The following is a 15,508-nucleotide window of genomic DNA, read 5'->3' as shown; positions in this document are numbered from 1 at the left end:
ACGCGGCCGTGGGGGCACGGCCGGTCGACGCCTACGGTGATGTGCCCGGACGGGAGAGCCCGGCTTGTCGGGTGGGGGCGAACGGGTGGTGCGCGGGCGGGGAACACCCGGCCGCGGGCCGGTGAGTTCACCCGGCCGGGAGCCGCCGACGGCGGGACGGCAGTACGGGACTGTGCGGGTGGGAGACGTCCGGCTGGAGGGCGGGGAGTCGCGGCCCCCGGCAAACCCGGGCGCGGGCATCGGCCCGGGCCCCATAGGATTGGGCCAAACCAAACAACTCACCCCCAGAGGATCGCTGCATGCCTGGCATCACGCGCGAGGAGGTCGCCCACCTCGCACGGCTGGCGCGTCTGGAGCTGAAGGGCGAAGAGCTCGACCACTTCGCAGGCCAGCTGGACGACATCATCGGCGCGGTCGCCCGCGTCAGCGAGGTCGCCGACCAAGACGTACCGCCGACCTCTCATCCGCTGCCGCTGACGAACGTCATGCGCGTGGACGAGGTCCGTCCGTCGCTCACCCCCGAGCAGGCGCTCTCCGGCGCCCCGGCCCAGGAGCAGCAGCGTTTCAAGGTGCCGCAGATCCTGGGGGAGGACTAATCACCATGACGGACACCAACGTCAACATCATCAAGCTCACCGCGGCCGAGACCGCCGAGAAGATCGCGGCCGGCGAGCTGACCGCCGTCGAGGTCACCGAGGCGCACCTCGCCCGGATCGAGGCCGTCGACGAGAAGGTGCACGCCTTCCTGCACGTCGACCGCGAGGGCGCCCTCGCCCAGGCGCGCGCCGTGGACGCCAAGCGGGAGGCCGGCGAGAAGCTCGGCCCGCTCGCCGGCGTGCCGCTCGCGCTCAAGGACATCTTCACCACCGAGGGCATCCCGACCACCGTCGGCTCGAAGATCCTCGAAGGCTGGATCCCGCCGTACGACGCGACGCTCACCAAGCGGCTCAAGGCCGCCGACGTCGTCATCCTCGGCAAGACCAACATGGACGAGTTCGCCATGGGGTCCTCCACCGAGAACAGCGCGTACGGCCCGACCGGCAACCCCTGGGACCTCACCCGGATCCCCGGCGGCTCCGGCGGCGGCTCCTCCGCGGCCCTCGCCTCCTACCAGGCGCCCCTCGCCATCGGCACCGACACCGGCGGCTCCATCCGCCAGCCGGCCGCCGTCACCGGCACGGTCGGCGTCAAGCCGACGTACGGCGCGGTCTCCCGCTACGGCATGGTGGCGTTCTCCAGCTCCCTCGACCAGGGCGGCCCCTGCGCCCGTACGGTCCTGGACGCCGCCCTCCTGCACGAGGTCATCGCCGGGCACGACCCGCTCGACTCGACCTCCATCGACGCCCCGGTCCCGCCGGTCGTCGAGGCCGCCCGCAACGGCAGCGTGGCGGGCATGCGCGTCGGCGTCGTCAAGCAGTTCCGCGGCGAGGGCTACCAGGCCGGTGTCATCCAGCGCTTCGACGAGTCCGTCGAGCTGCTGAAGGAGCTGGGCGCCGAGATCGTCGAGCTGGACTGCCCGTCCTTCGACCTGGCGCTCTCCGCGTACTACCTGATCGCGCCGTCCGAGTGCTCGTCCAACCTCGCCCGCTTCGACGGCCTGCGCTACGGCCTGCGGACGGGCGACGACGGCACGCGCTCCGCCGAGGACGTCACCGCCCTCACCCGCGAGGCCGGCTTCGGTCCCGAGGTCAAGCGCCGTGTCATGCTCGGCACGTACGCGCTCAGCTCCGGCTACTACGACGCGTACTACGGCAGCGCCCAGAAGGTCCGCACGCTCATCTCGCGCGACTTCGACAAGGCGTTCGAGCAGGTCGACGTGATCGTCTCCCCGACCACGCCCACCACCGCCTTCCCGATCGGCGAGCGCGCCGACGACCCGATGGCGATGTACCTCGCGGACCTGTGCACCATCCCGACCAACCTGGCCGGCAACTCCGCCATGTCGCTGCCCTGCGGCCTCGCCCCGGAGGACAACCTCCCGGTGGGCCTGCAGATCATCGCCCCGGCGCTGAAGGACGACCGTCTGTACAAGGTCGGTGCCGCGGTCGAGGCGGCCTTCGTGGAAAAGTGGGGGCACCCGCTGCTCGAGGAGGCTCCGTCGCTGTGAGCAAGGCAATGTCCAAGGCCAAGGGCTTCAAGAAGTCCAAGTCCGGCACGTATCTGTCCATGGCGGGCACGGCGTTCGGTGCCATCGGTGTCGCCAAGCAGGTCAAGAAGGCCCGCAAGGAGAACGACACGCTGCGCCTCATCGACGCGGCCCTGTCCGCCGCCGCCATCGTCACCGGCCTCGCCATCCTCTACCGGGAGCTCAAGCGCCTGGGCGACGACGACGTCCTGCTGGGCTGAGAGGGAAGTTTTCACCGTGACCACCACGATCGACCTGGTGTCGTACGAGGACGCGCTCGCGTCGTACGACCCCGTCATGGGCCTCGAGGTCCATGTCGAACTCGGCACCAAGACGAAGATGTTCTGCGGCTGTTCGACCGAGCTGGGCGCCGAGCCCAACTCGCAGACCTGCCCGACCTGCCTCGGCATGCCCGGCGCCCTCCCGGTCGTCAACGCGACCGGTGTGGAGTCCGCCATCAAGATCGGCCTCGCGCTGCACTGCGAGATCGCCGAATGGTGCCGCTTCGCCCGGAAGAACTACTTCTACCCGGACATGCCGAAGAACTTCCAGACCTCCCAGTACGACGAGCCGATCGCCTTCAACGGCTATCTGGACGTCCAGCTGGAGGACGGCGAGGTCTTCCGCGTGGAGATCGAGCGCGCCCACATGGAGGAGGACACCGGCAAGTCGACGCACGTCGGCGGTGCCACCGGCCGCATCCACGGCGCCTCGCACTCCCTGCTCGACTACAACCGCGCGGGCATCCCCCTCATCGAGATCGTCACCAAGCCGATCCAGGGCGCGGGCGAGCGGGCCCCCGAGGTCGCCAAGGCGTACGTCGCCGAACTGCGCGAGCTCATCCGGGCCCTCGGCGTGTCCGAGGCCCGCATGGAGATGGGGCAGATGCGCTGCGACGTGAACCTCTCGCTGCGCCCGCACGGGCGGGAGAAGTTCGGCACGCGCTCCGAGACGAAGAACGTCAACTCCCTGCGTTCCGTGGAGCGTGCCGCACGCTTCGAGATCCAGCGCCACGCCGCGGTGCTGAACTCGGGCGGCACGATCATCCAGGAGACCCGTCACTTCCACGAGGACACCGGGTCCACGACCTCGGGCCGCGTGAAGGAGGAGGCGGAGGACTACCGGTACTTCCCGGAGCCCGACCTCGTCCCCGTCGCCCCGTCCCGTGAGTGGGTCGAGGAGCTGCGCGCCGGACTGCCCGAGCAGCCGCTGGCCCGCCGCAACCGGCTGCGCGAGGAGTGGGACGTCAATGCCCACGACATGCAGTCGATGCTCAACGCCGGCGCCATCGACTCGATCGTCGCGACGATCGAGGCCGGTGCCGACTCCGCCTCCGCCCGCAAGTGGTGGATGGGTGAGCTGGCCCGCAGCGCCAACGAGTCGGGCACGGCCCTGGAGGACCTGCCGATCACCCCGGCGCAGGTCGCCCGGGTGTCCGAGCTGGTCGCCTCCGGCGATCTGAACGACAAGCTGGCCCGTCAGGTCATCGAGGGCGTCCTCGCCGGCGAGGGCACCCCGGACGAGGTCGTCGAGAAGCGCGGCCTGAAGGTCGTCTCGGACGAGGGCGCGCTGACCGTCGCCGTCGACGAGGCCATCGCCGGGAACGCGGGCATCGCCGACAAGATCCGCGGCGGCAAGGTCCAGGCCGTCGGCGCGCTCGTCGGCGCGGTCATGAAGGCCACCCGCGGCCAGGCCGACGCCGCTCGCGTCAAGGAGCTCATCCTGGAGAAGCTGGGCGTCTCCGAGGGCTGAGGTCCAGGTTTTCCCACATCCCGGGGGGTGCGTCGCGACCGACGCGCCCCCCGGGGTCTGTGTCGGCGTGCTCAGATCAACGCGCTACGCTCCCGCGCCATGAGTGGAAGCACCGACTCCGAGACGCACGACCGCACGACGCAGGACCGCGAGACCCGCGACGGCGGGGCCGAGGGCCCGGAAACCCGGACCCCGGCGACCCGGGACCGAAGCGAGCAGGACCAGGACACGCAGGGCCCTGAGGACTCCGAGAGCGCCGAGAGCGCCGAGAGCGCCGAGGGCCCCGAGAGCCCCAAGAACCCGGAAGACCCCGAGGATCACGACCCGGCGGAGCCGGACGACGAGGCCCGGGGCGACGAGGACGAGGACCAGGACCCGGAGGTGCGCCGGGCGCGCTGGACCGCGGTCGCCACGGGAGCCCTGCTGACCGTCGCGGGGCTTGCCGCGTCGGTGATGCGCACCGGGGGCTCGGGGACCGCGCTCATACCCCTCTCCTACGCCTCCGGGGCCGTCCTGTGCGCCGGAGCGTCCGCGCTCGGGGCCAGGGGCCGCACCCGGCGGGCCCTGTGGCTGATGATCGCCGGCGTGATGGTCATGGCCGTGGGCGACCAGCTGGACTGAGCCGCGACCCCCGAGGTGACACGCGCCACGCTCACATGTTGTGACATCAGTCGCAGTCCCGTGAGTAAGGCCACGAATGGGACAAAGGATCACTTCGGGCTGTAAGAGTGATGGGGAATTGGTCATGTGTTCTTTGCGGGCGTTTCCCGGTAAAGATCCACAAATCCCCCGGGGAGCTCGCTCGTGGCAGCCCTTGCACGGTGGTGCGTCCAGCACCGCCTCGTAGCCGTCCTGCTCTGGCTTCTGGCCTTCGGCGGTGTGACCGCCGCCGCCGCCGTGACGGGTTCCGCGTACTCCAACGACTACGAGGTCCCCGGCACCGAGTCGGGCCGCGCGACGCAGCTCCTGAACGACGGCTTCTCCGGGCTCGGCGGCGACAGCGACACCGTGGTCTGGCACACCGGGTCGGGCACGGTCCGCTCCGCCGACGTCGAACAGTCGATGACCCGCGCCCTGGACAAGATGGAGAAGCTCCCCGGAGTGGCCTCCGTCGAGAGCCCGTACGGGCACCAGGGAGCGGGACGGATCAGCGAGGACGGCCGTACGGCGTACGCGACCGTCACCTTCACCGACCGGGCCGAGGACCTCGACAAGGGTGAGGTCCAGGCCGTCGTCGCCGCCGCGAAGGCCGCCGAGGCCGAGGGGCTCGACGTCGAACTGGGCGGCACCGCCATCGCCCTCACCAAGCCGTCCGGCGGTCACACGGCCGAGATCGTCGGCGTGGCCGTCGCCGCCGTGGTCCTCTTCCTCGCCTTCGGCTCGCTCGCCGCCTCCATGCTGCCCATCGCCACCGCCCTGGTCGGCGTCGGCACGGCGTACTTCGGCATCGTGCTCCTCGGACACGCCATGACCGTCGCCGACTTCGCCCCCATGCTCGGCATGCTCGTGGGCCTCGGCGTCGGGATCGACTACGCGCTGTTCATCGTGACCAGACACCGGCGCGGCCTCAAGCGCGGACTGCCGGTGGCGGAGGCGGCGCAGAACGCCGTGGCCACCACCGGACGCGCGGTCGTCTTCGCCGGCGCCACCGTCTGCATCGCCCTGCTGGGCATGCTCATCCTGCGGCTCAACTTCCTCAACGGCGTGGCGATCGCCGCCTCCCTGACCGTCGTCCTCACCGTCGCGGCCTCCGTGACCCTGCTGCCCGCGCTGCTCTCCTTCATCGGTCCGCGCGCGCTCAGCCGCCGGGAACGGCGACGGCTGGAGGAGCACGGACCCGAGCCGGAGACGGTCACCGGGTTCGCCGCCCGCTGGTCCGCCTTCGTGGAGCGCCACCCCAAGCTGCTCGGCGTCGTGGCCGTCGCCGTGATGGCCGTGCTCGCCCTGCCCACCCTCTCCCTCCACCTGGGCACGTCGGACCAGGGCAACGACCCGAGGACGACGACCACCCGGCAGGCGTACGACCTGATCTCGGAGGGCTTCGGCCCGGGAATGAACGGGCCCCTGACCCTCGTCACCGAGGTCGGCGGCGCCGGGGACAGGCTCGCCCTGGACAACCTGGACGCCACGCTCCGGGCCACCGAGGGCGTCGCCGCGGCGACCCCGGTGACGTACAACAGCACCGGTGACACCGCCTTCCTCACCGTCGTCCCGGACTCCGCGCCGCAGTCCCAGAAGACCAGCGACCTCGTCGACCGGCTGCGCACCGACGTCCTGCCGCGTGCCGAGTCGGGCACCTCCCTCGACGTGCAGATCGGCGGCGTGACGGCGAGCTACGACGACTTCGCCGACATCATCATCGGCAAGCTGCCGCTCTTCGTCGGCGTCGTGATCAGCCTCGGCTGCGTCCTGCTGCTGCTCGCGTTCCGCTCGATCGGCATCCCGATCAAGGCCGCGGCCATGAACGTCGCCGCCGTCGCCGCCGCCTTCGGAGTCGTCGTCGCGATCTTCCAGTGGGGCTGGGGGAGCGAACTGCTCGGCCTCGGCCGCGCGGGCCCGATCGAGCCGTTCCTGCCCGTGATCATGGTGTCGGTGCTCTTCGGCCTCTCCATGGACTACCAGGTCTTCCTGGTCAGCCGGATGTACGAGGAGTGGCTGGAGACCGGCGACAACCGGCGCGCGGTACGCGTCGGCCTCGCCGAGACCAGCCGGGTCATCAACTCCGCCGCCGTCATCATGATCTCGGTCTTCCTCGCCTTCGTGCTCAGCGGCGACCGCGTCATCGCGATGTTCGGCATCGCGCTGGCCTCCGCCGTCGCCCTGGACGCCTTCGTCCTGCGCACGCTGCTCGTCCCCGCCCTCATGCACATGCTCGGCAGCGCCAACTGGTGGCTGCCCCGCTGGCTCGACCGGAGGCTGCCGCGCATCAGCATCGAGCCGCCCGAGTGCCGGGCCGCGCATGAGAGGCTGGCCGAGGCCACGGACGCCGAGGCGGCGGACGTACTGGGCCGCGCGGCGGCCGACGCCGAGGTGCGGGACGCCGGGGTGACGGACGTCGAGACGGTGGACACCGGGGTGTCGGACGCCGGGATGTCGGACGTGACGACGAAGGAGCGGTGACGCGATGTACGCGATATCCCTGGGCGACGACGGAGCGGAACTGCGGCCCCTGGAGCCCTGGCACGCCGAGGAGTTCCTCGCGCACCTGGACCGCGGGCGCGAGTTCATCGGACGGTTCGTCCCCTTCGGGTCCAGCTCCACGGACGTGCCGTCCGCACGGGCGCACCTCCAGCGGTACGCGGACATGCGCTGCGCCGACACCGGCTCCCTGCACGGCCTGTGGCTGGACGGGAAGCTCGTGGGCGGTGTGCTCTTCCTGAACTTCGACGCGGACCGGGGCAACTGCGAGGTCGGCTGCTGGCTGGAACCCGCCGCCTCCGGGCGCGGTCTGGTCACCCGCGCGATGCGGATCCTCATCGACTGGGCGGTCGAGGGACGCGGGATCCACCGAGTGGAGTGGGTCGCCGCGGCGGGCAACGTCCCGAGCCTGAACGTGGCCCGGCGGCTCGGCATGAGCCGGGACGGCGTGCTCCGCGAGAAGCACCCCCACCACGGCGTCCGGCACGACCTCGAGGTGTGGTCCGTGCTCGCGCCCGACTGGCGTGCCGCACGCGCGAAGAGCGCGTCCGCGGACCGTTAAGGAACCTCTCAGACAGCGTCCGTACGGTGCCCGCATGGGAACCAGGACAGTTGACGAGACCGGGGCCGAGACCGGGGCCGAGACCGAGACCGGTGCCGAGGCGGAGCGCGACGAGCGGACCGCGGAGGTCACCGGGGCCGGTGCGGCCGGGGCGTCCACGGACGAAGGGGCCGAGGCCGCGGCCGACGCCGAGGAGCGGGACGAGGACGGCGAGGAGTCCGCGGGCCCCGAGGAGTCCGCGACGGGACGCGACGCCGGTGTCGGCCAGGGTGCCGCCGCCGTGGTGTCCGCCGGACTCGGCGTGGTGTCGCTGACCGGCAGCTGGGTCGCCACGGTGGCCGCCGCCCGGGAGACCCTGATCGGCCAGCTCCGGACCTCGTCGGAGGCGAGCGTCGCCACGCAGGTCAAGGAGGTCTACGGCGACGCCTGGGCGACCACCGCGCTGGTCGGCGGCCTCTTCGCGCTGGCCGCTCTGGTCGTCGGCGTCCTCGTGCTGGTCAGGCCCGCGTTCGGAGCCCCCGGCAGGCCGCAGGCCGCCTGGATCAGGTCCGTCGCCTGGGCGGGCGTCTCCCTCGGCGTCGTGGGCCTGGTGCTCGCGGCCGCCAAGTACTCCGACGTCCTCCTCGGACTGCCCTCCGCCGGCTGAGTCCCGCGCGCCCGTCGGGGCAGGAAAAAACCGACACCTCAGAGGGGCCTTAGGGCCGGCACGGGAAACCGGCCGCCGTCCTAAGGCCCTTCGCGTTCCCAGGATGGGGAACTCTCCCGATGTGGCGCACCCCTCTGGGAGAGGAAGGTCGAGGCATCGCGAACGAGCGAGACCGAAACCGACTCATCACGAGGGGTACGAGATGTTCGAGTTGGAGCTCCAGCGGATCCGGTCCGAGGAACTGATCCGGGAGGCCCGGGCCTACCGGCTCGCCAGGGAGGCCGCGGGCGACCGCCGTGCCGCCCGCCGTGCCGCCGCCCCGCGGTCCGCACAGGGTGACGCCGAGGAACGGCCCCATGGCGGCTGGTTCCGCCGGCACCGGCCCGCCCGTGCCACGTGAGCACGGGGGTGGGGGCGGGGGCGCCCGTGGACGGCAGGGCGCCGTCCGGCCGTCCACGGGCCGTGCGGGACGGCCGTCCCACGACGGACGGCCGTCACCTGCCGGGCGACGGCGGCCGGCCGGCGGCCGGGGCACTGGTCGCCGTCCCGGTGACCGGTGCCCCCTTGTCGGACCCCTGTGCCATGCTCGGGCCCGTGGAGACCAGGTCCGTCAGCCCGGTGTTCGTCGGACGCGCCGACGAACTGGAGGTGTTGAACGACGCCCTCGCCCGCGCCGCCGCCGGGGGAGGGCCGCAGGCGTTCCTGCTCGGCGGCGAGGCCGGCGTCGGCAAGACCCGCTTCCTGGAGGAGTTCTCCGCCGCCGCCCGCCGCGAGGGCGCCGTCGTCGCCTGCGGCGGCTGCGTCGAGATCGGCGCCGACGGCCTCCCCTTCGCGCCCTTCTCCACCGCCCTGCGCGCCCTGCGCCGCTCGCTGCCCGGCGAGCTCGCCGCCGCGGCCGCCGGACAGGAGGAGGAACTCGCCCGCCTCCTCCCCGAGCTCGCGCGGACGACCCGCGGACGGCAGTACGAGGAGGACGGCACGGCCCGCCTCTTCGAGCTCACCGTCCGCCTGCTGGAACGGGTCGCCGAGGACCGCACGGTCGTCCTCGTGCTGGAGGACCTGCACTGGGCCGACGCCTCCACCCGCCATCTGCTCGCCTACCTCTTCCGCACGCTGCGCGGCGGCCGCCTCGTCGTGATCGCCACCTACCGCGCCGACGACATCCACCGCCGCCATCCGCTGCGCCCCCTGCTCGCCGAGCTCGACCGCCTCCGCACGGTCCGCCGCATCGACCTGGGCCGTCTCGACCGGTCCGAGGTCGGCCGTCAGATCGCCGGGATCCTCGCCCGCGAACCCGACACCGCCCAGGCCGACGAGATCTTCGCCCGCTCCGACGGCAACGCGTTCTTCGTCGAGGAACTCGCCGTCGCCGCCCGCGAGGGCTGTCGCACCGGACTCACGGACACCCTGCGCGACCTGCTCCTCGTCCGCGTCGAGGGACTGCCCGAGAGCGCCCAGCGGGTCGCCCGGATCGTCGCCGAGGGCGGCAGCACCGTCGAGTACCCCCTGCTCGCCGCCGTGGCACGGCTCGCCGAGGACGACCTCATCGAGGCCCTGCGCGCCTGCGTCGGCGCCAACATCCTCATCGCCTCGCCCGGCGGCGACGGCTACCGCTTCCGCCACTCCCTCGTCCGCGAGGCCGTCAGCGACGACCTGCTGCCCGGCGAGCGCTCCCGCTTCAACCGCCGCTACGCCGAGGCGCTGGAGGCCGACCCGGCACTCGTACCGGCCGACGAGAGGGTCACCCGGCTGGCCAGCTACTGGTACCACGCCCACGACGCGGCCAAGGCCCTGCCCGTCGTCCTCGACGCCTCGGTCGAGGCCCGCCGCCGCCATGCCCACGCCGAGCAACTGCGGCTCCTGGAGCGGGCGATGGAGCTGTGGGAGGTGGTCCCCGACGCCGTACGGGCCGAACTGCGCCCCATCGACTACGTGGAGGCCTATCCCCGCCCGCTGCCCGAAGGGCACGGAAAGACCCCCGAAGACCCCGACAGCGCGACCACACCGCTGAGTTGCCTGGACCTGATGGCGGAAGCGGCCGTCGCCGGCCGGCTGTGCGGGGAGCGCGAACGCGCCCTGAAGACGACCAGGCGGGCCCTGCACCTCCTGGAGGACGAGGACGACCCGCTGCGCGCCGCGTGGTTCTGGATCCAGCGCTCCCGGCTCGTCCAGGCACAGGTCCGCGGCGACGGCTGGCAGGAACTCGCCACCGCCCAGGACCTGGTGCGCGGTCTGCCGCCCTCCGAGGTGCACGCCGAGGTCCTGTCCATGGTCGCCGCCTGGTGCATGGTGCGCCGGCCGGGCCGCGGAGCCCTCTCCGCGGCCGAACGCGCCGTGGAGTACGCGCACATGGTCGGCGCCCGGGACACCGAGCTGAACGCCCGGCTCACCCTCGGCGGCCTGATGGTCGACGCGGGGGACGTCGAGGCCGGGCTCGCGGAGATGCGCCGGGTCAGGGAGCGTGCCGACCGCCAGGGCGCCGCGTACGTCGTGGGCCGTGTGCACATCAACCTGCCCTCCCATCTGGAATCGGTCGGCCGCTCCCGCGAGGCCGTCGCCATCCTCCGCGAGGGCATAGAACTGGCGCTCCGGAAAGGCCTGTCGGACACCCAGGCCTGGGTCTGGGGCAACCTCGCCGAATCGCTGTACGTGCTCGGCCGCTGGGACGAGGCCACCGAAGCCGCCCGCAACGCCCTGGCCATGGGGCTGGGCGGCAAGGCCTCCGGAGTGGGCGCCTCCAGGCTCGTGCCGGTGACCCTGGCCCGCGGCGACCTCGTCGAGGCCGGTCACCAACTGGCCGAGGCCCGCGGCCACTTCGGCACCCACGACCCGATGCCCCAGCACTCCCTGCCGCTGCTGTGCACCGCCATCGGCATCGCCGCGGGCGAGGGCCGCCTCCTCGACGCCCGCACCGCCCTGGAGGAGGCACTGGCCGAGGGCTTCCCGCCCGGCACCCAGCGCTACGGCTGGCCGCTGCTGCTGGCCGCCGTCACCGCGGAGGCCGACGCCCGCGGCCTGCCCGTCGCCGCACCCGGCCGCGCCCCGGCCCTCGAACGCATCCGCGAGGCCGCGAGAGCCCTGGCCACCGGAGCGCCCGTCTGGAACGCCCACGCCGCATGGGTGAGCGCCGAACTGCGGCGGGCCGACGGCGTGTCCGACCCGGACCGGTGGTCCGAGGTCGCCGGGGCCTTCGAACCGCTGGAGCGCCCCTACGACCTCGCCCGGGTCCGCCTCCGCCTCGCCGAGTCCCTGCTGCTCACGGGCGCGGACGACGACGAGCGCGCCCGCGCCGCGGAACTCCTGCGGCTGGCGGGCGCCGTCGCAGGACACCTCGGGGCCCGTCCGCTCGCCGACGCCGTCGCGCTGCTCGCCCGGCGGGCCCGTCTCCCCCTGGAGCACACCCCCGGCCCGTCCCGGACGGCCCCCGCCGACCCCGCGGCCGCGTTCGGGCTCACCGGCCGGGAGCGCGACGTCCTGCGCCTGGTCGCCGCCGGGCGCAGCAACCGCCAGATCGCCGAGGAACTCTTCATCTCCCCGAAGACGGCCAGCGTCCACGTCTCGAACATTCTGGCCAAGCTGGACGTCTCAGGACGGGGGGAAGCGGCGGCGCTGGCGCACGGGCTGCGGCTCTTCCCGCCGGACACCCCGCCCACCCGGGCGGCCGGCTGAGAGCCGCGCCGCGAGGGACCGGACAGAGGAGGAAGCCGTGTTCAACATGATCGAGGAGCTTTTCGCACCGGGCCGCAAGCACACCGACGACGAACGCAAGCGACTGGAGGTGTCCCGGGTCGACCTGTACGACGGCGACCCGGGCCGCGGCCCGATAGACCTGGCCTCGGGCAAGGCGGTCGTACGGCTCCCGCGGCAGGAGCACCGGCCCGGACGGCAGGCGGATACCGGACCGGGCCCTGAGTCCACGCAGGCCCCGTAGCCGCGCTCTCCTACCTCACCTCCAGCTCCACGAGCCGGTCGTCGCCCTTCTCGGGAGTGCCGCGGCCGTCGGTCTCGCTCGTGGTCAGCCAGAGCCTGTCGCCGCCCGCGGAGACGACCGTGCGCAGACGGCCGTACCTGTCCGTCAGGAAATCCTCCGGTGCCGCGGACGCCTCGGTGCCGTTCAACGGGATGCGCCACAGGCGCTCGCCCCTGAGCGACGCCATCCACAGGGACCCCTCGGCGTAGGCGATCCCGCTCGGGGAGGCCTCGTCGGTGTGCCACTGGGCGACCGGGTCGCGGTACGCGGAGTTGTGGCTGATCCCCTCCACCACGGGCCAGCCGTAGTTGCCGCCCGGCTCGATCCGGTTCAGCTCGTCCCAGGTGTCCTGGCCGAACTCCGCGGCCCACAGCCGCTGTTCGCGGTCCCAGGCGAGACCCTGGACGTTGCGGTGCCCGTACGAGTACACGACCGAGTCGGGGAACGGATTGCCCGGCGCGGGCTCGCCCTCCGGCGTCATGCGCAGGATCTTCCCGCCGAGCGACTCCTTGTCCTGGGCCAGGCCCCGGTCACCCGTCTCGCCCGCGCCCGCGTACAGCATCCTGTCCGGACCGAAGGCGATCCGGCCACCGTTGTGGATCATGCCCTTGGGTATGCCCTTGAAGACCGTGTCCGGCGCGCCGAGCTGCTCTCCGGACGGCTTCCGCTCGTCGTACAGCATGCGGACGATGCGGTTGTCGGAGGCCGTGGTCAGGTACGCGTAGATCATGTGGTCGGAGGCGTAGTCCGGCGAGAGCGCGATGCCCAGGAGGCCGCCCTCACCGGCCGGGGCCACCCCGGGGACCTCGCCCAGCGGCGTCTTCGCGCCGGTCTTCTCGTCGATCCGGGTGATCGTCCCCTCGTCCCGCGAGGACACCAGCAGACCGCCCCCGGCCAGCGGCGCGAGGCCCCAGGGGGTGTCGAGGCCGTCGGTGACGGTGCGCAGGACCTTCGCCGAGCCCTTCGCGGGCGGCGTCTCGTCGGCGGTGGCGGCCGGGGCGGACGGCGCGTGAGAGGCCGGGCTCCCGGTCCCGGACGACGCGCCCGGGCCGTCCGCCCCTCCCCCCTCGCCGGAGGAGCAGCCGGCCGTCACCACGAGCGCGGCGGCGGCCAACACGACTGTCACTGCTCGGATCTGCACCATCAGTGTCCCTTCGACGCGGCGGTCCTCCTGTTCAAACACCGCCGGCGGCCCCGGGGGTTCCCGGTCCCGGCCGGACGGTCCGCGCCGGGCTCCCGAAGCACCGCTCAGTCCCAGGATCCCAGCGCCCCCGGCAGCGCCGCCACCTCGGCCAGGTCCTCCGCCGTCAGCCGCAGTCCGGCCGCGCCCGCGTTCTCGGTGACCCAGCGCTCCCGCTTGGCCCCCGGCACCGGGACGACGTGCGGACCCTGCGCCAGGACCCACGCCAGCGCCACCTGCGCGGGCGTGACGGGACGGGCACCGTCCCCGTGCCGCCGCGCGACGCGCCGCAGACCGACGACGACGGTCTGGTTCGCGGCCATCATCTCGGCGGTGAAGCGGGGATGCCGGGCCCGCGCGTCGTCGGGCTCGAAGCCCTCGCCGGGGGTCAGCGTGCCCGTCAGGAAGCCGCTGCCGAGCGGCATCGCGGCGAGGAACCCGACACCGCGCGCCGCGCACCACGGCAGCAGCGCGTCCAGCGCCTCCGTCGACCACACCGACAGCTCGGCCTGCACGGTGCTCACCGGGAAGACCTGCTGCACCCGCCGCAGCAGCCGGATCGTTCCGTCGTGCACCCGCGCGCCCGCCCGCCGGCCGGCCCCCGCGCCCACCGCGCACAGCCCGAGCGAGCGGACCTTTCCGGCCGCGACGAGCTCGGCCATCGCGCCCCACGTCTCCTCGACCGGCACTTCCGGGTCCGCGCGGTGGAGCTGGTAGAGGTCGATCACATCCGTCTGGAGCCGGCGCAGCGACGCGTCGCACGCCCGTTTCACATAGGTGGGGCGGCCGTTGGCCACGAGGTGCTGATCACCCACCAGCAGCCCGACCTTGGTCGACACGAAGGCCTCGGAGCGCCGCTCCTTCAGGACACGCCCGACGAGTAGCTCATTGGTGAAGGGCCCGTACATGTCGGCCGTGTCGAGCAGCGTCGAACCCTGGTCCAGCGCCGCGTTCACCGCGCGCAGCGACTCCTCGCCGCGCTGTTGCGACCCGGTGTAAGCCCAGCTCATCGGCATGCATCCGAGTCCGACCGCCCCCACACCGAGCCCCGCGGCCCCGATCGTTCTGCGCTCCACCTGGCCGTGATCCCCCTTCTGCTGGCCCCCAACCTAACCTCTGCGCGCATGAGCGCCTGGCATAACCTCCTGACCATGACCTTTGATGTCTGGCTCCCCTTTCACGCGGACGAGATCGACGGACTCCCCGAAGGGCCCGACTACCGCTTCTGGGACGGCGGTCAGGAGTTCCCCGCGGATCCGGCCGACTGCGCGTTCTACGTCGTGCCCTACATGAAGCCGTCCGAGGTCTCGCAGCGGCCGATGGCCGAAATGACCTCGGTCCAGGCCCTGCAGACGCTCTCCGCCGGCGTCGACCACGTCCTGCCGAGCCTCAACTCCCTTCCCTCCGGCGTGGTGTTGTGCAACGCCCGCGGGGTGCACGAGGCGAGCACCGCCGAACTCGCTCTCGCGCTGGTCCTCGCCTCGCTGCGCGGGATCCCCGACTTCGTGCGGGGCCAGGACAAACAGGAGTGGCGCCCGGGCTTCCGGCCCTCACTGGCCGACAGGTCCGTCCTCATCGTGGGGTACGGGTCGATCGGGGCCGCCATCGAGGACAGGCTCGCGCCGTTCGAGCTCGCGCGGGTGGCGCGCGTCGCGCGCTCCGCCCGTGCCACGGAGCGCGGTCCTGTGCGCCCCCTCGCCGAACTCCCTTCCCTGCTTCCCGAGTTCGACGTGGTCATCCTGTCCCTGCCGCTCACGGACAGCACCCGCGGCCTGGTGGACGCCGGCTTCCTGTCCCGGATGAAGGACGGCGCGCTCCTGGTGAACGTGGCCCGCGGCCCCGTCGTCGACACGGACGCGCTGCTCGGCGAGCTGAACAGCGGGCGCATCACCGCGGCCCTCGACGTCACCGACCCCGAACCGCTGCCCCCGGGCCACCCGTTGTGGCACGCGCCCGGTCTGCTGGTCAGCCCCCATGTCGGGGGTCCGACATCGGCGTTCTGGCCGCGCGCCAAGCGGCTGCTCGCGGATCAGTTGACCCGCTTCGTGAACCGGGAGCCACTGCGCAACGTGGTCCTTACCACCGGCACCTGAGCGACGCCCGGCCGCCCGCCGTCCCCCCTCGGGCACTCTCCG

At 72.8% G+C, this 15,508-nt stretch carries 14 protein-coding genes; 12 read left to right on the top strand and 2 right to left on the bottom strand.

Annotation, left to right across the window (positions count from 1 at the left end):
- Positions 1-299 precede the first annotated feature (299 nt).
- From gatC to ACFW6B_RS04945, 11 genes are all read left to right on the top strand, one after another.
- On the top strand, positions 300-596 hold the full coding sequence (gatC, locus tag ACFW6B_RS04995) for an Asp-tRNA(Asn)/Glu-tRNA(Gln) amidotransferase subunit GatC (RefSeq protein WP_037622623.1): 297 nt from the start codon (positions 300-302) through the stop codon (positions 594-596).
- 5 nt (positions 597-601) lie between these two features.
- Positions 602-2,107, top strand: a complete 1,506-nt coding sequence (gene gatA, locus ACFW6B_RS04990; protein WP_386592075.1) for an Asp-tRNA(Asn)/Glu-tRNA(Gln) amidotransferase subunit GatA — start codon at positions 602-604, stop codon at positions 2,105-2,107.
- 8 nt (positions 2,108-2,115) lie between these two features.
- Complete coding sequence (locus tag ACFW6B_RS04985) at positions 2,116-2,346, top strand: hypothetical protein (protein ID WP_103550499.1); 231 nt, start codon at positions 2,116-2,118, stop codon at positions 2,344-2,346.
- A 16-nt stretch (positions 2,347-2,362) separates the two neighbouring features.
- Positions 2,363-3,877, top strand: a complete 1,515-nt coding sequence (gatB, locus tag ACFW6B_RS04980) for an Asp-tRNA(Asn)/Glu-tRNA(Gln) amidotransferase subunit GatB (RefSeq protein WP_386592074.1) — start codon at positions 2,363-2,365, stop codon at positions 3,875-3,877.
- A 99-nt stretch (positions 3,878-3,976) separates the two neighbouring features.
- On the top strand, positions 3,977-4,498 hold the full coding sequence (locus ACFW6B_RS04975; RefSeq protein WP_386592072.1) for a hypothetical protein: 522 nt from the start codon (positions 3,977-3,979) through the stop codon (positions 4,496-4,498).
- Between the two features lie 183 nt (positions 4,499-4,681).
- A complete protein-coding gene (locus ACFW6B_RS04970) occupies positions 4,682-6,997 on the top strand; it encodes an MMPL family transporter (protein WP_386592070.1) in 2,316 nt (771 codons plus the stop codon).
- Between the two features lie 4 nt (positions 6,998-7,001).
- Positions 7,002-7,577, top strand: a complete 576-nt coding sequence (locus ACFW6B_RS04965; RefSeq protein WP_386592068.1) for a GNAT family N-acetyltransferase — start codon at positions 7,002-7,004, stop codon at positions 7,575-7,577.
- Between the two features lie 34 nt (positions 7,578-7,611).
- Entirely contained in the window at positions 7,612-8,223 is a 612-nt protein-coding gene (locus ACFW6B_RS04960) for a hypothetical protein (protein ID WP_386592066.1), read from the top strand.
- A 202-nt stretch (positions 8,224-8,425) separates the two neighbouring features.
- Positions 8,426-8,623, top strand: a complete 198-nt coding sequence (locus ACFW6B_RS04955; protein ID WP_386592064.1) for a hypothetical protein — start codon at positions 8,426-8,428, stop codon at positions 8,621-8,623.
- Between the two features lie 182 nt (positions 8,624-8,805).
- Entirely contained in the window at positions 8,806-11,892 is a 3,087-nt protein-coding gene (locus tag ACFW6B_RS04950; protein WP_386592062.1) for an AAA family ATPase, read from the top strand.
- Between the two features lie 46 nt (positions 11,893-11,938).
- Positions 11,939-12,154 (top strand): DUF6191 domain-containing protein, encoded by a 216-nt coding sequence (locus ACFW6B_RS04945; RefSeq protein WP_386592186.1) that lies wholly within the window; start codon positions 11,939-11,941, stop codon positions 12,152-12,154.
- Between the two features lie 10 nt (positions 12,155-12,164).
- On the opposite strand, the gene ACFW6B_RS04940 is transcribed toward ACFW6B_RS04945, so the two are convergent.
- Both ACFW6B_RS04940 and ACFW6B_RS04935 read right to left on the bottom strand, forming a co-directional pair.
- Positions 12,165-13,319 (bottom strand): PQQ-dependent sugar dehydrogenase, encoded by a 1,155-nt coding sequence (locus ACFW6B_RS04940; protein ID WP_386592060.1) that lies wholly within the window; start codon positions 13,317-13,319, stop codon positions 12,165-12,167.
- 122 nt (positions 13,320-13,441) lie between these two features.
- The gene (locus ACFW6B_RS04935; protein ID WP_386592059.1) at positions 13,442-14,449 is read right to left on the bottom strand and encodes an aldo/keto reductase; all 1,008 of its coding nucleotides are present in this window, start codon (positions 14,447-14,449) and stop codon (positions 13,442-13,444) included.
- Positions 14,450-14,524: 75 nt separating this feature from the next.
- Between ACFW6B_RS04935 and ACFW6B_RS04930 the strand changes: the two genes are divergently transcribed.
- Positions 14,525-15,466, top strand: a complete 942-nt coding sequence (locus tag ACFW6B_RS04930) for a 2-hydroxyacid dehydrogenase (RefSeq protein WP_386592184.1) — start codon at positions 14,525-14,527, stop codon at positions 15,464-15,466.
- Positions 15,467-15,508: the final 42 nt, after the last annotated feature.

Origin of the sequence: Streptomyces sp. NPDC058751 (assembly GCF_042746485.1) — a bacterium.
Taxonomy (GTDB): domain Bacteria; phylum Actinomycetota; class Actinomycetes; order Streptomycetales; family Streptomycetaceae; genus Streptomyces.
Note: the sequence above shows the minus strand (reverse complement) of the source record. Positions and strands in the feature narration are given on the sequence as shown.